This window comes from Pseudomonas sp. NPDC087697 (genome assembly GCF_044743155.1).
Lineage (GTDB): Bacteria > Pseudomonadota > Gammaproteobacteria > Pseudomonadales > Pseudomonadaceae > Aquipseudomonas.
Genome location: NZ_JBIUVW010000017.1, coordinates 1 through 15,589, shown reverse-complemented (window position 1 = coordinate 15,589; position 15,589 = coordinate 1). Strand labels below are relative to the sequence as shown.

The 15,589-nt window shown below is 60.2% G+C and carries 17 protein-coding genes and 1 pseudogene; 15 read left to right on the top strand and 3 right to left on the bottom strand.

Going from position 1 to position 15,589, the window contains the following annotated elements:
• Positions 1-70: 70 nt before the first annotated feature.
• Complete coding sequence (locus ACIPIN_RS14250) at positions 71-526, bottom strand: MaoC family dehydratase (protein ID WP_071552066.1); 456 nt, start codon at positions 524-526, stop codon at positions 71-73.
• 195 nt (positions 527-721) lie between these two features.
• Between ACIPIN_RS14250 and ACIPIN_RS14245 the strand changes: the two genes are divergently transcribed.
• Genes ACIPIN_RS14245 through ACIPIN_RS14235 form a run of 3 tightly spaced genes read left to right on the top strand, consistent with a single transcriptional unit; the run spans position 722 to position 2,401 of the window.
• Complete coding sequence (locus tag ACIPIN_RS14245) at positions 722-1,087, top strand: CidA/LrgA family protein (RefSeq protein ID WP_401119662.1); 366 nt, start codon at positions 722-724, stop codon at positions 1,085-1,087.
• Entirely contained in the window at positions 1,084-1,800 is a 717-nt protein-coding gene (locus ACIPIN_RS14240; protein WP_401119660.1) for an LrgB family protein, read from the top strand. The genes ACIPIN_RS14245 and ACIPIN_RS14240 overlap by 4 nt, the downstream gene beginning before the upstream one ends.
• 10 nt (positions 1,801-1,810) lie before the next feature.
• The gene (locus tag ACIPIN_RS14235) at positions 1,811-2,401 is read left to right on the top strand and encodes an LON peptidase substrate-binding domain-containing protein (protein ID WP_401119659.1); all 591 of its coding nucleotides are present in this window, start codon (positions 1,811-1,813) and stop codon (positions 2,399-2,401) included.
• A gap of 93 nt (positions 2,402-2,494) precedes the next feature.
• Here ACIPIN_RS14235 and ACIPIN_RS14230 read toward each other — a convergent pair whose 3' ends face one another.
• Both ACIPIN_RS14230 and ACIPIN_RS14225 read right to left on the bottom strand, forming a co-directional pair.
• On the bottom strand, positions 2,495-3,811 hold the full coding sequence (locus tag ACIPIN_RS14230) for a bifunctional DedA family/phosphatase PAP2 family protein (protein ID WP_401119657.1): 1,317 nt from the start codon (positions 3,809-3,811) through the stop codon (positions 2,495-2,497).
• 141 nt (positions 3,812-3,952) lie between these two features.
• Entirely contained in the window at positions 3,953-4,636 is a 684-nt protein-coding gene (locus ACIPIN_RS14225; RefSeq protein ID WP_401119656.1) for a DNA-3-methyladenine glycosylase, read from the bottom strand.
• Between the two features lie 163 nt (positions 4,637-4,799).
• On the opposite strand from ACIPIN_RS14225, the gene ACIPIN_RS14220 reads away from it, so the two are divergent.
• The 12 genes and pseudogenes from ACIPIN_RS14220 to ACIPIN_RS14165 form a co-directional block, all read left to right on the top strand.
• Positions 4,800-6,071 (top strand): glutamate-5-semialdehyde dehydrogenase, encoded by a 1,272-nt coding sequence (locus ACIPIN_RS14220; protein WP_401119654.1) that lies wholly within the window; start codon positions 4,800-4,802, stop codon positions 6,069-6,071.
• A 46-nt stretch (positions 6,072-6,117) separates the two neighbouring features.
• Complete coding sequence (gene nadD, locus ACIPIN_RS14215) at positions 6,118-6,762, top strand: nicotinate-nucleotide adenylyltransferase (RefSeq protein WP_401119768.1); 645 nt, start codon at positions 6,118-6,120, stop codon at positions 6,760-6,762.
• A gap of 73 nt (positions 6,763-6,835) precedes the next feature.
• Positions 6,836-7,330, top strand: coding sequence for a ribosome silencing factor (gene rsfS, locus ACIPIN_RS14210; protein ID WP_071552060.1), 495 nt, complete (start codon positions 6,836-6,838; stop codon positions 7,328-7,330).
• A 9-nt stretch (positions 7,331-7,339) separates the two neighbouring features.
• Positions 7,340-7,807 carry a 23S rRNA (pseudouridine(1915)-N(3))-methyltransferase RlmH gene (rlmH, locus tag ACIPIN_RS14205; RefSeq protein ID WP_401119652.1) on the top strand — a complete coding sequence of 156 codons (468 nt, stop codon included), beginning with the start codon at positions 7,340-7,342 and terminating at the stop codon, positions 7,805-7,807.
• A gap of 12 nt (positions 7,808-7,819) precedes the next feature.
• A complete protein-coding gene (gene mrdA / locus ACIPIN_RS14200; RefSeq protein WP_401119650.1) occupies positions 7,820-9,715 on the top strand; it encodes a penicillin-binding protein 2 in 1,896 nt (631 codons plus the stop codon).
• 31 nt (positions 9,716-9,746) lie between these two features.
• On the top strand, positions 9,747-10,850 hold the full coding sequence (gene rodA / locus ACIPIN_RS14195) for a rod shape-determining protein RodA (RefSeq protein ID WP_054594208.1): 1,104 nt from the start codon (positions 9,747-9,749) through the stop codon (positions 10,848-10,850).
• Between the two features lie 17 nt (positions 10,851-10,867).
• Positions 10,868-11,878: a lytic murein transglycosylase B gene (mltB, locus tag ACIPIN_RS14190; RefSeq protein WP_401119649.1), complete on the top strand. Its 1,011-nt coding sequence runs from the start codon at positions 10,868-10,870 to the stop codon at positions 11,876-11,878.
• Positions 11,878-12,888: a septal ring lytic transglycosylase RlpA family protein gene (locus tag ACIPIN_RS14185; RefSeq protein WP_401119648.1), complete on the top strand. Its 1,011-nt coding sequence runs from the start codon at positions 11,878-11,880 to the stop codon at positions 12,886-12,888. The genes mltB and ACIPIN_RS14185 overlap by 1 nt, the downstream gene beginning before the upstream one ends.
• A gap of 191 nt (positions 12,889-13,079) precedes the next feature.
• Positions 13,080-14,237: a D-alanyl-D-alanine carboxypeptidase family protein gene (locus tag ACIPIN_RS14180; RefSeq protein WP_401119646.1), complete on the top strand. Its 1,158-nt coding sequence runs from the start codon at positions 13,080-13,082 to the stop codon at positions 14,235-14,237.
• A gap of 81 nt (positions 14,238-14,318) precedes the next feature.
• Positions 14,319-14,594: a DUF493 domain-containing protein gene (locus ACIPIN_RS14175; protein WP_008152827.1), complete on the top strand. Its 276-nt coding sequence runs from the start codon at positions 14,319-14,321 to the stop codon at positions 14,592-14,594.
• The gene (gene lipB, locus ACIPIN_RS14170) at positions 14,594-15,241 is read left to right on the top strand and encodes a lipoyl(octanoyl) transferase LipB (protein WP_401119644.1); all 648 of its coding nucleotides are present in this window, start codon (positions 14,594-14,596) and stop codon (positions 15,239-15,241) included. Before ACIPIN_RS14175 ends, lipB begins: the two co-directional genes overlap by 1 nt.
• Positions 15,242-15,272: 31 nt before the next feature.
• Positions 15,273-15,589 (top strand): annotated as a pseudogene (locus tag ACIPIN_RS14165) (lipoyl synthase); the annotation flags it as partial.

Here is a 15,589-nt window from a genome sequence, read left to right as displayed (position 1 = left end):
CCGCAGCTATGTGTCTGATATATAGAGACGCGGTGCGAAACAGCACGAACTGCTTCGCATCCGGCAGGGGTTACACGAATGCCAGCGACAGCGGTTCAGCGATGTACGCAGGTTTATCCGAGCCTTCGATTTCCAGCGTGGCGGTGGCCTTGAGCAGCCATTGGCCGGGTTTCTTTTCGGTGACTTCAGACAGTTCGACCTTGAGCCGGACTCTGGAGTCGACCTTCACCGGTTGAATGAAACGCACGCTGTCCAGGCCGTAATTGACCACCATCTTCAAACCTTGCGGCAGGACCAGGATGTCTTCCATCAGTTTCGGGATCAGTGACAGCGACAGGAAGCCGTGGGCGATCGTGCTGCCAAACGGGGTTTGTGCGGCTTTTACCGGGTCAACGTGGATGAACTGATAATCACCTGTGGCTTCAGCGAACAGGTTGATGCGGTCCTGATCGATAGTGAGCCATTCGGAACGTCCGAGTTCCTTGCCGACATAATCTTTGAGCTCTGCAACTGGAACATAGGGCATTGAGACTCTCCTTGGGTTCATCGGTTTTATAGTTTTTTAGGGTAGGGATTTGGCCCCGAACCAACCACTTTAGATCAACATGGCGATTAGATCCGGTCAAGCATCCATACCTTTGGCGAATACCCATGCATAGCAGGTGCCATGCTTATAATGTCCGGCCCGCTTGTGGGGGACGAGTTTTGCTGGAGATCACGGATGTTGTTACGCGGCCTGACCTGGCTGGTGCTGTTTCAATTGCTTGGCACGGCCATCAACCATTTGTTTCTGCCGGTGCTGCCGGGGCCGATTATTGGCCTGCTGTTGCTGCTGGGGTTTCTGGTTATTCGCGGCGAAGTAGCTGAACCCCTGAACCTGGCGGCTGGCAGCCTGCTGCGTTATTTGCCATTGCTGCTGGTGCCACCGGCGGTGGGCGTGATGGTTTACGCCGCTGATATCGCCGCGGACTTCTGGGCCATCGTTGGCGCACTTGTATTGTCGTTGCTGCTGTCCTTGGCCTTCGCCGGGGTATTGATGCAACGGTTGGTCAAGCGCCACGCGGCTCGCTCGGAGGAGTCGTTATGATCTTCGATTGGCAAGGTGCATTGGCGGCAGTGATTCATCATCCGTTGTTCGGCATCGGCATTACCTTGGGCGCGTATCAACTGGTGCTGGCGGCGTTCGAGAAAACCCGCTGGATTTTTCTGCAGCCAGTACTGGTATCAATGCTGCTGGTGATTGGCGTGTTGCTCGCGTGTGGACTGACGTACGCCGAGTACCGCAAAAGCACCGAGATCCTCAGTATTTTGTTGGGGCCGGCAACTGTTGCGCTGGCGGTGCCGCTGTACCTGAACCTGCGGCGGATTCGGCAGCTGTTCTGGCCGATTTTTACTACGCTGGTGATAGGGGGAGTGGTTGCCACCGGGATGGGCGTGTTGCTCGGTTGGTGGTTTGGTGCCGAGCACATGATTCTGATGACCATGGCACCCAAATCGGTCACCTCGCCGATTGCTATGCTGGTGGCCGAGCAGATCGGCGGGGTGGCGGCGCTGGCGGCGGTGTTCGTGTTGATCACCGGAGTAATTGGAGCGATTTTCGGCCCGAGTCTTTTGACACGCCTGGGGGTCCATAGCCCTGAAGCCCGGGGCATGGCGCTGGGCATGACGGCTCACGCCGTCGGCACGGCGGTGGCGATGCAGGAAAATGAAGAGTGCGGTGCATTTGCCGCGTTGGCGATGAGCCTGATGGGTGTGGCCACGGCGGTATTCCTGCCGTTGGCGGTGTCGATGGTGGTTTAAGGAAATCTCTATGAGCCTGGCGCTTTTCCCGCTGAACACAGTGTTGTTTCCCGGTTGCATCCTCGATTTGCAGATATTCGAGGCGCGCTACCTGGACATGATCGGCCGCTGCATGAAACAGGGCACAGGCTTTGGTGTGGTGTGCATTCTGGATGGCGATGAAGTGGGTGTCGCGCCCGAGGGGTATGCATTGGTCGGCTGCGAAGCATTGATCACCGATTTCAAGCAGCAGGACAACGGCCTGTTGGGCATTCGGGTTCAGGGTGGGCGACGCTTTCATGTGCTGCGCACCGAGATCCAGCGCGATCAACTGACCGTCGCCGATGTCGAGTGGCTGGATGATCTGCCTGAGCAGCCCTTGCAGGATGAAGACGCCGACCTCATTGCCTTGCTCAAGGCGCTGGCCGAACACCCGATGGTCGAGGCACTGAACATGGGCACCGAAGCCACGGGCCAGCAATCGTTGGCGAATCAGTTGGCGTATCTGCTGCCATTTTCCGAGCTGGACAAGATCGACCTGCTGCAACTCGACGACCCGCAACAACGCCTGGATGCGATTCAGGCGTTGCTGGATGAGTTGCAGGGTGAGTTGTTTGCCTGACGTCCGCTAAAAGATCGCAGCCTGCGGCAGCTCCTACAGGACGCACACCGAATCCATGTAGGAGCTGCCGCAGGCTGCGATCTTTTGCTTTAACTAATACGCATACCTCAACATCATATGCGGCAAATGCCACAGCGCGAAGAACCCGAACATTGCCACCAACACTGGCAAGACCAGCCACCAGACCTTGGCCGGCATCGGGTTCAGGAGTGTCTGGCGCTGGGTCAGGTTCAGGCTGGCGGCACACACGCAGGCGGCCAGCATGGCGCCGGCCAGTACATCGGTTGGCCAGTGCGCGCCGAGATAAACCCGCGACCCCGCAATGGCTGCTGCCGGCAAGCAACCGAGCAGCAGCCAGGTCAGGCGCATGCGCGTTGGCTGGCCTCGACCGGCCAGTACCGCCAGGGTCAGGAACAACGCAAACGAACCTGACGAATGACCACTGGGCATGCTGTAGCTAGTCAGTGGGTCGGTCAGTACTTCCGGGCGCATCCGGGCGAACAGGTTCTTGGTTCCGGTGTTCGCCAGCGCGGTGATCAGCAGCGTGCTGCCCGCGAAGAGCATGTGTCGCCATTGCCGCGTGACCAGCAGCAGGATCGTCAGCGCGGCGCTGATCACCAACATGTTTTTGAATTCGCCGAGCTGGGTGAACATCACCGCGACTTCATCCAACAGCGGGCTGCGGTGTTCCTGAACCAGCGTCATCAGGCCCTGATCGATGGCGTTCAGATGCGGGTAACCAATAAACAGTCCACCGAGTATCACCAGACTGAGGCCGGCGATCAGTGCGGTGGCCTGGCGATGACCGCGCAAGCTGCTATTGATGCTCAGGCCCACCAGCACCGCGATACTGCCGACTACCAGCCCGGCCTGTGGCCAGAAACCTTCGGGCAGCGGCAGGCGAATCGCCGCTCCCGTGGCCCAGCCCGGCAGCAGATAGGCCACCGACCAGCCTGCACCCGCCAGCAAGCTGACGGCCAAGAAGCGCGGGAACGGCATGTCGAACATCCCGGCCACCATCGGCAGCATCGGGCGCAACGGGCCGATGAAGCGCCCGACCAATAAGCTCGCGATGCCATAGCGCTGGAAATAGCTTTCGGCGCCGCTGATCCATTCCGGATGGTGGCGTAGCCCCGGCAAGCGCCGAATGTTCTGGTGGAAGTGTCTGCCCAGGAAATACGACAGCAGATCGCCGAACACGCCGCCGAGGAAGCCCAACAGCAGCGTTTCACCCAGCGACAGCGCGCCGCTGCCGGCCAATACGGCGATGGCAAACAGCAAGACCGTGCCAGGCACGATCAACCCGACAATTGCCAGGCACTCAACGCAGGCCACTATGAATACCGCCACCGCCAGCCATTGCGGATTTACCGTCAACCAGACGGTCAGGCTATCGAGCCATGGGCCCATACATACAACTCCATTTCATTTATTGGCCCCGTAGGAGCTGCCGCAGGCTGCGATCTTTCAAGATCAAAAGATCGCAGCCTGCGGCAGCTCCTACGGGGGATAGTGTTTCAGATCAGAAAATCGTCGCGGTTTGATTGTGTTTCAGAGCAGGAAATAGTCGCGGTCTTCGACCTGACCACGTCGCAGAGGGTTCCGGGTGCAGTAGGGCGCGTAGGCGCTGTCGACGAAGCGGTACATCAAGTGTTCGTCGCGGCCGTGGGGAATGCCCAGGCGCGTGGTCTGGATGACATGCGCGGGTGGTGTGCCGACGTCTTCGACAAACAGCACTTCATGATCGAAGCGCTTGGCATCCCAGGTCGGCACCTTCAGGCCCAGCGCCTTGCACAGCAAGGTCTGGCCGGCACAGAGCTTCTGCGAGGGGCGAGGTCGACCGTTGGCGTCGGGGTTGTTGAGCAGCATCTGCGCCAGGCTTGCCGGACCGGAGATTTCATCGACCCAGGGATAAGCCGATTTGATCAGTACCGCATTACCCGGCCCGCGGGCACTGAAGTTCAGCGAATCGCCACCGCGGGCGTAATACATATAGATGTGGCCGCCATCCAGAAACAAAGCCTTACGCTTTTCTGTATAGCCGAGGGAGGCGTGGCTGCCTTTTTCTTCGCAGTAATAGGCTTCGGTCTCGATAATCCGCGCCGAAAGCCACAGATCACCGACTCGATGGCGGATCACTTTGCCCAGCAATTCACAGGCAAGCAGCTGAGCATCGCGGTTGAAAAAGCTGTCAGGCAGGGCTTTTGGCAGTCTCGCAGTGGTCAGAATGGACATAGCGGCCGAATTGATCAGGCTAAATGTGACGGAATGATAACAACTCCTGACTTAATCGAGGCTGAACACTGCCCATTTCGACCATCCGCCCGTCACTGCTGTTAGTAGGAGCGCGCGACAGCTATAATCTGCCGCTTTCCTCTTTGCCAAGACCACAGAGACCATGACTGAGTCCGTTCTTGACTACATGACCCGTTTGGGTCGCGCTGCCCGCGACGCTTCCCGCGTGATCGGCCGTGCCAGTACCGGGCAGAAAAACCGCGCCCTGCTGGCTGCCGCCAACGCTTTGGATAACGCTCGCGCCGAGTTGACCGCCGCCAATGAACTTGACCTGGCCGCTGGCCGGGCCAATGGACTTGAGCCGGCCATGCTCGAACGTCTGGCCCTGACCCCCGCACGCATCGACGGCATGATCGTCGGTTTGCGTCAGGTGGCGGCGCTGCCCGACCCGGTCGGCTCGATCCGCGACATGAGTTACCGGCCGTCGGGTATCCAGGTTGGCAAGATGCGCGTGCCTCTGGGCGTGGTCGGGATCATCTATGAGTCGCGGCCGAACGTGACCATCGATGCCGCGAGCCTGTGCCTGAAGTCGGGCAACGCAACCATCCTGCGCGGTGGTTCCGAGGCCATTCACTCCAACCGTGCCATTGCCGCCTGCATCCAGCGCGGTCTGGCTGAAGCCGGTTTGCCGGCGGCCGTGGTGCAAGTGGTCGAAACCACCGACCGTGCCGCCGTCGGCGCGCTGATCACCATGCCCGAGTACGTCGACGTGATCGTACCGCGTGGCGGCAAGGGCCTGATCGAACGGGTCAGCCGCGACGCTCGCGTGCCGGTGATCAAGCACCTGGACGGCATCTGTCACGTATATGTCAGTGCCCACGCCGAGTTGCCGAAGGCCCAGCGCATTGCGTTCAACGCCAAGACTTACCGTTACGGCATCTGCGGCGCCATGGAAACCCTGCTGGTCGATCAAGCGGTCGCCAAGGACTTTTTGCCGGCGATGGCTGCACAGTTCCGCGAAAAAGGCGTCGAACTGCGCGGTTGCGAGCGCACCCGAGCGATCATCGACGCCGTGGCCGCCACTGAAGAAGACTGGAGCACCGAATACCTGGCGCCGATTCTGTCGATCCTGGTGGTTGACGGCCTGGACCAGGCGATCGAGCACATCAACCATTACGGCTCGCACCACACCGACTCGATCGTCAGCGAACACCAGGGCGAAGCCCGGCGTTTCGTGGCTGAAGTCGATTCGGCCTCGGTGATGATCAACACCCCAACCTGCTTTGCCGATGGCTTCGAATACGGATTGGGTGCCGAGATTGGCATTTCTACTGATAAGCTGCACGCCCGCGGCCCGGTGGGCCTCGAAGGTCTGACCTGCGAGAAGTACATCGTGGTCGGTGATGGCCAGTTGCGCGGCCAGGAGCCGGTCTGACTTGGGCGATCTCGGCCAGAGCGCCGCAGTGACGGCCAGCGAACCCCTGCCTCGGCGCATTGGCGTCCTGGGCGGGACCTTCGATCCGGTGCACATCGGCCATTTGCGCAGTGCACTGGAAGTGGCTGAATCACTGGCCCTCGATGAGTTGCGCCTGACGCCCAGCGCCAGGCCGCCCCATCGGGATACGCCGCAGGTCTCGGCGCAGGACCGCCTGGCGATGGTCGAATGTGCGGTGGTCGGTGTGGCCCCGTTGGTGGTGGACGACCGCGAGCTCAAGCGCGACAAGCCGTCCTACACTATCGACACCCTGGAGCTGATGCGCGCGGAACTCGCCGCTGACGACCAGTTGTTTCTACTTTTGGGCTGGGACGCATTTTGCGGCCTGCCCACTTGGCACCGCTGGGAAGAGTTGCTCCAGCATTGCCACATCCTGGTGCTGCAACGCCCGGATGCCGACAGCGAACCGCCGGATGCCTTGCGCAACCTGCTGGCAGCGCGCTCGGTGAGCGACCCGCTGGCCCTCAAAGGGTCGAGCGGACAGATTGCATTCGTCTGGCAGACGCCGCTCGCGGTATCCGCCACCCAGATCCGTCAACTGCTGGCCAGCGGTAAGTCGGTACGTTTCCTGGTGCCCGACGCGGTCCTGGCCTACATCGATGCGCACGGACTTTACCGTGCGTCGAACTGAATAGGAGTGCTTTGAGGCACGTGGCAACAACGTGTATTGAAGCGCCCGAACATACGAGCAAAACGAGTTTTATATGACTGACAAAGACGTAACTAAAGTAAAGCGCAAAGGTTCGTTCAAGAGCGCCCCGCTGCCAGTAACGGCTGAAACCGGCCCGGCACTCGTCGGCGAAGAGCTGGTCAAGGTCGCCGTAGCGGCCCTGGAAGACGTCAAGGCCCAGGACATTCTGGTGATCGACGTTCGTGAAAAGCAGAGCATCACTGACTTCATGATCATCGCTACAGGTACTTCCAACCGCCAGATCGGCGCGATGCTGGATAAGGTCCGCGAGGCGGTCAAGGCCCAAGGCGTCAAGCCGCTGGGTGAAGAAGGCAAGGGCGACAGCGACTGGGTGTTGCTGGACATGGACGATGTCATCGTACACATGATGACCGCCTCTGCTCGCCAGTTCTACGACCTGGAGCGTCTGTGGGAAGGTGCCGAGCTGAGCCGTGCCACCGATGGCAAGCACCACAGCCCTGAAGTCGGTCACGAGCATTTCACCAAGCTCAACAAAGACCAGCAATAAGGGTTCGCTGTGCGACTGCGTCTGATCGCCGTCGGTTCACGCATGCCCAAATGGGTGGAAGAAGGCTGGCATGAATATGCCAAGCGTCTTCCGTCCGAGCTGGCGCTGGAACTGGTGGAAATACCGCTCAACACCCGTGGCAAGAACGCTGACGTGGCGCGCTTCATCCGCCAGGAAGGCGAAGCCATGCTGGCCAAGGTCGGCCCGAACGAGCGCATCGTTACCCTCGAACTTCATGGCAAGCCCTGGAGCACCGAGCAACTGGCGGTCGAACTGGACCGCTGGCGACTGGATTCGCGCACGGTGAACTTCATGGTCGGCGGCCCCGAAGGGCTCGCACCGGAAGTCTGTGCGCGGGCTGATCAGCGCTGGTCGCTGTCGCCACTGACCTTGCCGCACCCGCTGGTGCGGATTCTGATTGGTGAACAGCTGTATCGCGCCTGGACAGTGCTGTCCGGGCACCCTTACCACAAGTAGTTCAGCGCCCTCATGTCTCAGCCGATCCGCATCAAGGACCACGAGAAAGACGCCCGTCTGGTGCGCGGCCGGGTCGTGTTCGGGGCAATTGCGGTGGTCACGCTGATCGGCGTGCTGATCGCGCGGTTGTATTTTCTGCAAGTGATTCAGTACGAGTACCACTCAACGCTGTCGGAAAACAACCGCGTCCACGTTCAGCCTATTCCGCCGACTCGCGGCTTGATCTACGACCGTAATGGTGTGGTGGTGGCCGATAACCGGCCCAGCTTCAGCCTGAGCATGACCCGCGAGCGTTCGGGTGACTGGAAGCAAGTGCTCGATGTGATCGTTGAAGTGCTGCAACTGACGCCTGAAGACCGGGTGGTCTTCGAAAAGCGCATGAAGCAGGGGCGCCGACCGTTTGAGCCGGTGCCGATCCTGTTCGAGCTGACGGAAGAGCAGATCGCCCGGATCGCGGTGAATCAGTTCCGCCTGCCGGGCGTTGAAGTGGTTGCGCAGCTGGTGCGTCATTATCCGCAGGGCGCGCATTTCGCGCACTCGGTCGGTTATATGGGGCGGATCAACGAGAAAGAGCTCAAGACTCTGGATCCGGTGGGCTACAGCGGCACCCATCAAATTGGCAAAACCGGCATCGAGCGCTTCTACGAGCCGGAGCTGCACGGTCAGGTCGGTTACGAAGAAGTCGAGACCAACGCCCGTGGCCGCGTGCTGCGGGTGCTCAAACGCACCGATCCGATTCCCGGCAAGGACATCGTCCTGAGCCTGGACATCAAGTTGCAGGAAGCCGCCGAAGCTGCATTGGGCGGACGCCGTGGTGCGGTGGTGGCGCTGGACCCGAACACCGGCGAAGTCCTGGCGATGGTCAGTCAGCCGAGTTTCGACCCGAACCTGTTCGTGACCGGCATCAGCTTCAAGGCCTATGCCGAGTTGCGTGACTCCATCGACCGGCCACTGTTCAACCGCGTGCTGCGCGGTCTGTATCCGCCGGGTTCGACCATCAAGCCGGCCGTGGCGATTGCCGGGCTGGACTCCGGTGTGGTGACCGCTTCGACCCGGGTATTCGACCCCGGTTACTACATGCTGCCCAACTACGATCACAAATACCGTAACTGGAACCGCACCGGCGACGGCTATGTGGATCTGGACACGGCGATCATGCGTTCCAACGATACCTATTTCTACGACCTGGCCCACAAGCTGGGGATTGATCGGTTGTCGGCGTACATGGGCAAGTTCGGCATCGGCCAGAAGGTCTCGCTGGACATGTTCGAAGAGTCGCCGGGGCTGATGCCGTCCCGTGAATGGAAACGCGTGACCCGACGCCAGGCCTGGTTCCCGGGTGAAACGCTGATTCTGGGGATTGGCCAGGGTTATATGCAGTCCACCCCGTTGCAACTGGCTCAGGCCACCGCGCTGGTCGCCAACAAGGGCAAGTGGAACCGTCCGCACCTGGCCAAAACCATTGAAGGCGAGAAGCCGTTGGACCCGAACCCGATGCCGGACATCGTTCTGCGTGATGCGTCGGACTGGACCAAGGTCAACCACGGTATGCAGCAAGTGATGCACGGTGCCCGCGGCACTGCACGTAAAGCGGCGATCGGCTCGCAATACCGGATTGCCGGTAAGTCGGGTACCGCCCAGGTGGTCGCGATCAAGCAGGGCGAGAAGTACGACCGCTCCAAGGTTCAGGAACGTCACCGCGACCACGCCCTGTTCGTCGGCTTTGCGCCGGCCGACAACCCGAAAATCACCGTGGCGGTAATGGTCGAGAACGGTGAGTCCGGCTCCGGCGTCGCGGCGCCAGTGGTGCGGCAAGTCATGGATGCCTGGCTCCTGGGCCCGGATGGCCGACTCAAACCCGAGTTCGACAGCCCTATCAGCGCGGAGGCTACGGCCCGTGAAGAGTAATTTTGATCGCATCCTCTCCAGTGAGGATGTGATGCGTCGCCGCGCGACGCTGTTGCAACGCCTGCACATCGACGGTCCCTTGCTGATCCTGCTGCTGATCCTCGCTGCCGGCAGCTTGTTCGTGCTGTATTCGGCCAGCGGCAAGAGCTGGGACCTGTTGGCCAAACAAGCGACGTCGTTTGGCATCGGCCTGGTGTCGATGATCGTCATCGCTCAGTTCGAGCCGCGTTTCATGGCGCGTTGGGTGCCGCTGGGCTATGTGCTCGGGGTGATCTTGCTGGTGGTGGTGGACGTGATGGGCCACAACGCCATGGGCGCCACGCGCTGGATCAATATTCCCGGGGTGATCCGCTTCCAGCCCTCGGAATTCATGAAGATCCTGATGCCGGCGACCATTGCCTGGTACCTGTCCAAGCGCACCTTGCCGCCGCAACTCAAGCACGTCGGGGTCAGTCTGTTCCTGATTGGGTTGCCGTTCATATTGATCGTCCGTCAGCCGGACCTCGGCACATCGCTGCTGATCCTTGCCGGCGGTGCTTTCGTGTTGTTCATGGGGGGGCTGCGCTGGCGCTGGATCCTCAGCGTGGTCGCGGCAGCCGTGCCGGTGGCCGTCGCCATGTGGTTCTTCATCATGCACGACTACCAGAAGCAGCGGATCCTGACCTTCCTCGACCCGGAGAGCGATCCGCTTGGCACTGGCTGGAACATCATTCAGTCCAAGGCCGCCATCGGTTCCGGCGGTGTGTTTGGCAAGGGCTGGCTGCTGGGCACGCAGTCGCACCTGGACTTCCTGCCGGAAAGCCATACCGACTTCATCATCGCGGTGATGGGCGAAGAGTTCGGTCTGGTGGGCATATGCGCCTTGCTGCTGATTTACCTGCTGTTGATTGGCCGTGGCCTGGTGATTACCGCCCAGGCGCAGACATTGTTCGGCAAATTGCTTGCCGGCAGCCTGACCATGACGTTTTTTGTTTATGTTTTCGTCAACATCGGTATGGTCAGTGGCCTGCTGCCGGTGGTGGGGGTGCCGTTGCCGTTCATTAGCTATGGCGGAACTTCGCTGGTGACGCTGCTGTCAGCGTTTGGGGTTTTGATGTCGATCCATACCCATCGTAAGTGGATCGCACAGGTTTGAATAAGGTGAAGATTTCAATGCAAGTAATGCGTGGCTGGGCGACTCGATACGCTCCGTGGGTCGGCCTGGTAAGCATCCTTGGTGCAGCGCAGGAAGCGCTGGCCGGCGATTATGAAGGCTCACCCCAAGTGGCCGAATTCGTCGGTGAGATGACCCGCGACTACGGTTTCGCTGGCGAACAGCTGATGGGCGTGTTCCGCGAAGCCGAGCGCAAACAATCGATTCTCGACGCAATCTCCCGACCGGCCGAGCGGGTCAAGCAATGGAAGGAATATCGCCCGATGTTCCTGACCGATGCACGGATCGCCCGGGGCGTGGACTTCTGGCGTCAGCACGAAGCGGCTTTGGCCCGCGCCGAGCAGGAATACGGTGTTCCGGCCCAGGTAATCGTCTCGATCATCGGCGTTGAAACCTTTTTCGGCCGAAATACCGGTAATTATCGGGTGATCGACGCCTTGTCGACCCTCAGTTTCGACTACCCTCCACGTGCTGAGTTTTTCCGTAAGGAATTGCGCGAGTTCTTGCTGCTGGCCCGCGAAGAGCAGCTCGACCCGCTCACGCTTAAAGGCTCGTACGCCGGTGCAATGGGCTTGCCGCAGTTCATGCCGAGCAGCTTTCGCGCGTATGCGGTGGATTTCGACGGTAATGGTCACATCAATATCTGGACCAATCCGGACGATGCCATCGGCAGCGTTGCCAGCTATTTCAAGCGTCATGGCTGGGAGGCTGGTCAGCCGGTGGTCAGTCGGGCCGATGTGCGCGGCGATCAGGTCGACGAAGGCTTGACCATCGGCATCGAGCCGACGAAAACCGTCGGGGAGTTGCGGGCGTTGGGCTGGTCGAGTCATGATGCGCTGCGCGATGATATGCCGGTCACGGCTTTCAGGCTGGAAGGTGATAATGGCCCTGAATACTGGATGGGTCTGAAGAATTTTTACGCGATTACGCGTTATAACCGCAGCGTGATGTACGCCATGGCTGTACATCAGTTGTCTGAAATGCTGGTCCAAGCACGGGGCGTCAAGTAATGCTGGCATCGCCAATCCGCAAACCCCTGAAGCTGGTGGCTTTCGCCGCGTTGACGTTGCTCGTGGTCAGTTGTTCGACCAGCCGTGCGCCGCAACAAAAATACACGACCGCCGTACGCGCAACACCCGGGCTGGATATCAACCGTGCCCACAAGGACGGTGCGCCGTGGTGGGATGTGGACATCTCGCGCATTCCCGACGCCACACCGACCCTGCACTCCGGCCCGTACAAGGCCAACCCGTATACCGTGCTGGGCAAGACCTACTTCCCGCTGGCCGACTCCAAGCGCTATGTTGCCTCGGGCACGGCGTCCTGGTACGGCACCAAGTTTCACGGGCAGAACACCGCCAACGGCGAAGTGTATGACCTGTACGGCATGAGTGCCGCACACAAGACTCTACCTTTACCGAGTTACGTTCGGGTGACCAACCTGGACAACAACAAGAGCGTAATCCTGCGGGTCAACGACCGTGGGCCGTTCTATTCGGACCGCATCATCGACTTGTCCTACGCTGCGGCCAAGAAACTCGGGTATGCCGAGATTGGTACTGCACGGGTCAAGGTTGAAGGTATCGACCCACAAGAGTGGTGGGCGGCAAAAGGCCGACCAGCGCCGTTGATGCTTAACGAGCCGCAAGTCGCGCAAAATAGCGCACCGGTGATTACGGCTTCGGCCGGCACCGTCGAGCAATGGACGCCACCGCCGCAGCAACACGCCGCGGCCGTTGTGCCCGTGCAGCTCGATGCAAAAAAAAACGCTTCTGTACCAGCCTCTGGCCAGTATCTGCAGGTGGGCGCGTTCGCCAACCCGGACGCTGCAGAACTCCTGAGATCGAAGTTGAGCGGGATGGTGAGCGCTCCGGTGTTCATCAGCTCGATCGTACGCAATCAACAGACGCTGCATCGGGTTCGCCTGGGGCCAATCGGTTCGCAGGGTGAAATCACGCAAGTGCAAAACAGCGTGCGTCTGGCCAATCTCGGTTCGCCGAGCCTGGTGACTGCCGAATAAGTAATTCCTGATTCAAGGTTCGCTTGCGGTTTGGGGGGCGAACCTGAGTTGTTGGCTCGTCGAACAACAAAAGCCCGGCAAGGGTTAGAGAGTGAACAACTGAACACGCGACAATCGTCAGGTTCTGCCTGAATGATTGTCTGATTAGTTTTGCCCATAGGGCAGTTTCCATTAGCGATTTCGAGAGACGGATGAACATCACCACCTTTGCCAAACGCCTGTGCCTGCTAGTCCCGCTGCTCCTCTCGCCCGCCGCTTTTGCGGCCGAGATGATGCCGTCGCCACCGCAACTGGCCGCTAAAGCCTACGTGCTCATGGACGCCAGCAGCGGCAACGTGCTGGTCGAGAACAATGGTGACCAGCGTCTGCCGCCAGCCAGCCTGACCAAGCTGATGACGGCGTACATTGCGACCCTGGAAATCCGTCGCGGCCAGATCGGTGAAAACGATCCGGTTACCGTCAGCGAAAACGCCTGGCGTACCGGCGGTTCGCGGATGTTCATCAAGGTTGGCTCGCAGGTTACTGTCAGCGACCTGCTGCACGGCATCATCATCCAGTCGGGCAACGACGCCAGCGTCGCGCTCTCCGAGCACATCGCCGGTAGCGAAGACGCGTTCGCCGACATCATGAACAAAACCGTTGCCGACCTGGGCATGTCCAACAGTCACTTCATGAACCCGACCGGCCTGCCGAACCCGGAGCACTATTCCACGGCTCACGACATGGCCGTTCTGGCGCGCGCGATCATCCACGAAGACCCGGCTCACTATGCGATCTACTCGCAGAAAGAGTTCTTCTGGAACGGCATCAAGCAACCGAACCGCAACCTGCTGCTGTGGCGTGACAAGACCGTTGACGGTCTGAAAACCGGTCACACTGAAGAAGCCGGCTACTGCATGGTGTCCTCGGCGGTACGTGACGGCATGCGTCTGATCGCCGTGGTATTCGGTACCAACAGCGAAACCGCTCGCGCCGCTGAAACCCAGAAGCTGCTGACTTACGGTTTCCGCTTCTTCGAAACCCAGACCTTCTATCAGAAAGGCGCCGAGCTGGCTCAGGCTCCAGTCTGGAAGGGCGCCACCCACCAGGTCAAAGCAGGCCTGGCTGAAGACCTGACCATGACCCTGCCAAAAGGCCAGCTGAAAAAGCTCGCTGCCAGCATGACCATGAACCCGCAACTGGTTGCGCCGATCGCCAAGGGCGACGTGATTGGTAAAGTCGAAGTGAAACTGGACGACAAGGTGGTGCACAGCGCCAACCTGATCGCTCTGGACGCGGTCGACGAAGGTGGTATCTTCCGCCGCATGTGGGATAGCATCCGTCTATTCTTCTACGGCTTGTTCAACTGAATTTAGTGTGGACCTGCATGGCCCCGTTCCGATCCGGAGCGGGGCCATGTCCGTTGCCACGGCTTACGAGGCCGTTACGCCATGACAGACACCGAAGTAAAGGCGCCAAAGATCGAATTCCCCTGCGCGGATTACCCGATCAAGGTAATCGGCGATACCGGTGTGGGCTTCAAGGACAAGATCATCGCGATTCTTGAGAAGCACGCCACCGTAGACCACAAGACCCTGGCCGAGCGCCAGAGTACCAATGGCAAGTACACGACCATCCAGTTGCACATCATCGCTACCGGTCAAGAACAGCTGTACGACATCAACAGCGAGTTGCGGGCTACCGGTTTCGTGCACATGGTGTTGTGATGTCCGAACCGCTGGGTTTTCGCGAGCTCGGCCAGCTGGCTTACGAGCCGGTCTGGCATGCTATGCAACGGTTCACCAACGAGCGTGGCAGCGAGCGCGCCGATGAGATCTGGCTGGTCGAGCACCCGCCGGTTTTCACTCAGGGCCAGGCCGGCAAGGCCGAGCATCTGCTGCTTCCCGGCGATATTCCGGTGGTGCAGGTCGACCGTGGTGGTCAAGTGACTTACCACGGCCCGGGTCAGTTGGTGGCTTATCTGCTGCTGGACGTGCGCAAGCTGGGTTTCGGCGTGCGCGATCTGGTCAGCCGGATGGAGCAGTGCCTGATCGAGCTGCTGGCCAGCTACGGCGTAACCGCCGTGGCCAAGGCCGATGCACCGGGCGTCTACGTCAACGGTGCAAAAATCGCTTCTCTGGGTCTACGGATCCGCCACGGTTGCTCCTTTCATGGCCTGGCCCTGAACGTGGATATGGACCTGGAGCCGTTTCGCCGGATTAACCCCTGTGGATACGCCGGGCTGGCCATGACCCAGCTGCGCGATCACACCGGGCCGATTGAATTTGCCGAGGTAAGTGCCCGGCTGCGTGCGCAGCTCGTCAAACACCTCGACTATGCTGAGCAGACGACCCTAACGGGCGGAATCGACTGATATGACTACTGCGCAAGACGCTGTGCAAACCATGATCCCGACGCTGGATGTTACCGAGCGCCCGGCCCCGCGTGCCAAAGTGGAAGCTGGCGTAAAGCTGCGCGGCGCCGAAAAGGTTGCGCGCATCCCGGTGAAGATCATTCCGACCACCGAATTGCCGAAAAAGCCTGACTGGATTCGCGTGCGCATCCCGGTTTCCCCGGAAGTCGACCGCATCAAGGCCTTGCTACGCAAACACAAGCTGCACAGCGTCTGCGAAGAAGCCTCCTGCCCGAACCTGGGCGAGTGCTTCTCCGGTGGCACCGCGACCTTCATGATCATGGGTGACATCTGCACCCGTCGCTGCCC

What these genes read in the sequence shown, in the direction of transcription:
- ACIPIN_RS14230 (WP_401119657.1), bottom strand. Translation starts at nt 3,811, where the DNA reads ATGGGCCCATGGCTCGATAGCCTGACCGTCTGGTTGACGGTAAATCCG.
- ACIPIN_RS14235 (WP_401119659.1), top strand. Translation starts at nt 1,811, where the DNA reads ATGAGCCTGGCGCTTTTCCCGCTGAACACAGTGTTGTTTCCCGGTTGC.
- ACIPIN_RS14185 (WP_401119648.1), top strand. Translation starts at nt 11,878, where the DNA reads ATGCTGGCATCGCCAATCCGCAAACCCCTGAAGCTGGTGGCTTTCGCC.
- mrdA (WP_401119650.1), top strand. Translation starts at nt 7,820, where the DNA reads ATGTCTCAGCCGATCCGCATCAAGGACCACGAGAAAGACGCCCGTCTG.
- ACIPIN_RS14180 (WP_401119646.1), top strand. Translation starts at nt 13,080, where the DNA reads ATGAACATCACCACCTTTGCCAAACGCCTGTGCCTGCTAGTCCCGCTG.
- rsfS (WP_071552060.1), top strand. Translation starts at nt 6,836, where the DNA reads ATGACTGACAAAGACGTAACTAAAGTAAAGCGCAAAGGTTCGTTCAAG.
- ACIPIN_RS14225 (WP_401119656.1), bottom strand. Translation starts at nt 4,636, where the DNA reads ATGTCCATTCTGACCACTGCGAGACTGCCAAAAGCCCTGCCTGACAGC.
- ACIPIN_RS14250 (WP_071552066.1), bottom strand. Translation starts at nt 526, where the DNA reads ATGCCCTATGTTCCAGTTGCAGAGCTCAAAGATTATGTCGGCAAGGAA.
- ACIPIN_RS14240 (WP_401119660.1), top strand. Translation starts at nt 1,084, where the DNA reads ATGATCTTCGATTGGCAAGGTGCATTGGCGGCAGTGATTCATCATCCG.
- ACIPIN_RS14245 (WP_401119662.1), top strand. Translation starts at nt 722, where the DNA reads ATGTTGTTACGCGGCCTGACCTGGCTGGTGCTGTTTCAATTGCTTGGC.
- lipB (WP_401119644.1), top strand. Translation starts at nt 14,594, where the DNA reads ATGTCCGAACCGCTGGGTTTTCGCGAGCTCGGCCAGCTGGCTTACGAG.
- rodA (WP_054594208.1), top strand. Translation starts at nt 9,747, where the DNA reads ATGCGTCGCCGCGCGACGCTGTTGCAACGCCTGCACATCGACGGTCCC.
- ACIPIN_RS14175 (WP_008152827.1), top strand. Translation starts at nt 14,319, where the DNA reads ATGACAGACACCGAAGTAAAGGCGCCAAAGATCGAATTCCCCTGCGCG.
- mltB (WP_401119649.1), top strand. Translation starts at nt 10,868, where the DNA reads ATGCAAGTAATGCGTGGCTGGGCGACTCGATACGCTCCGTGGGTCGGC.
- ACIPIN_RS14220 (WP_401119654.1), top strand. Translation starts at nt 4,800, where the DNA reads ATGACTGAGTCCGTTCTTGACTACATGACCCGTTTGGGTCGCGCTGCC.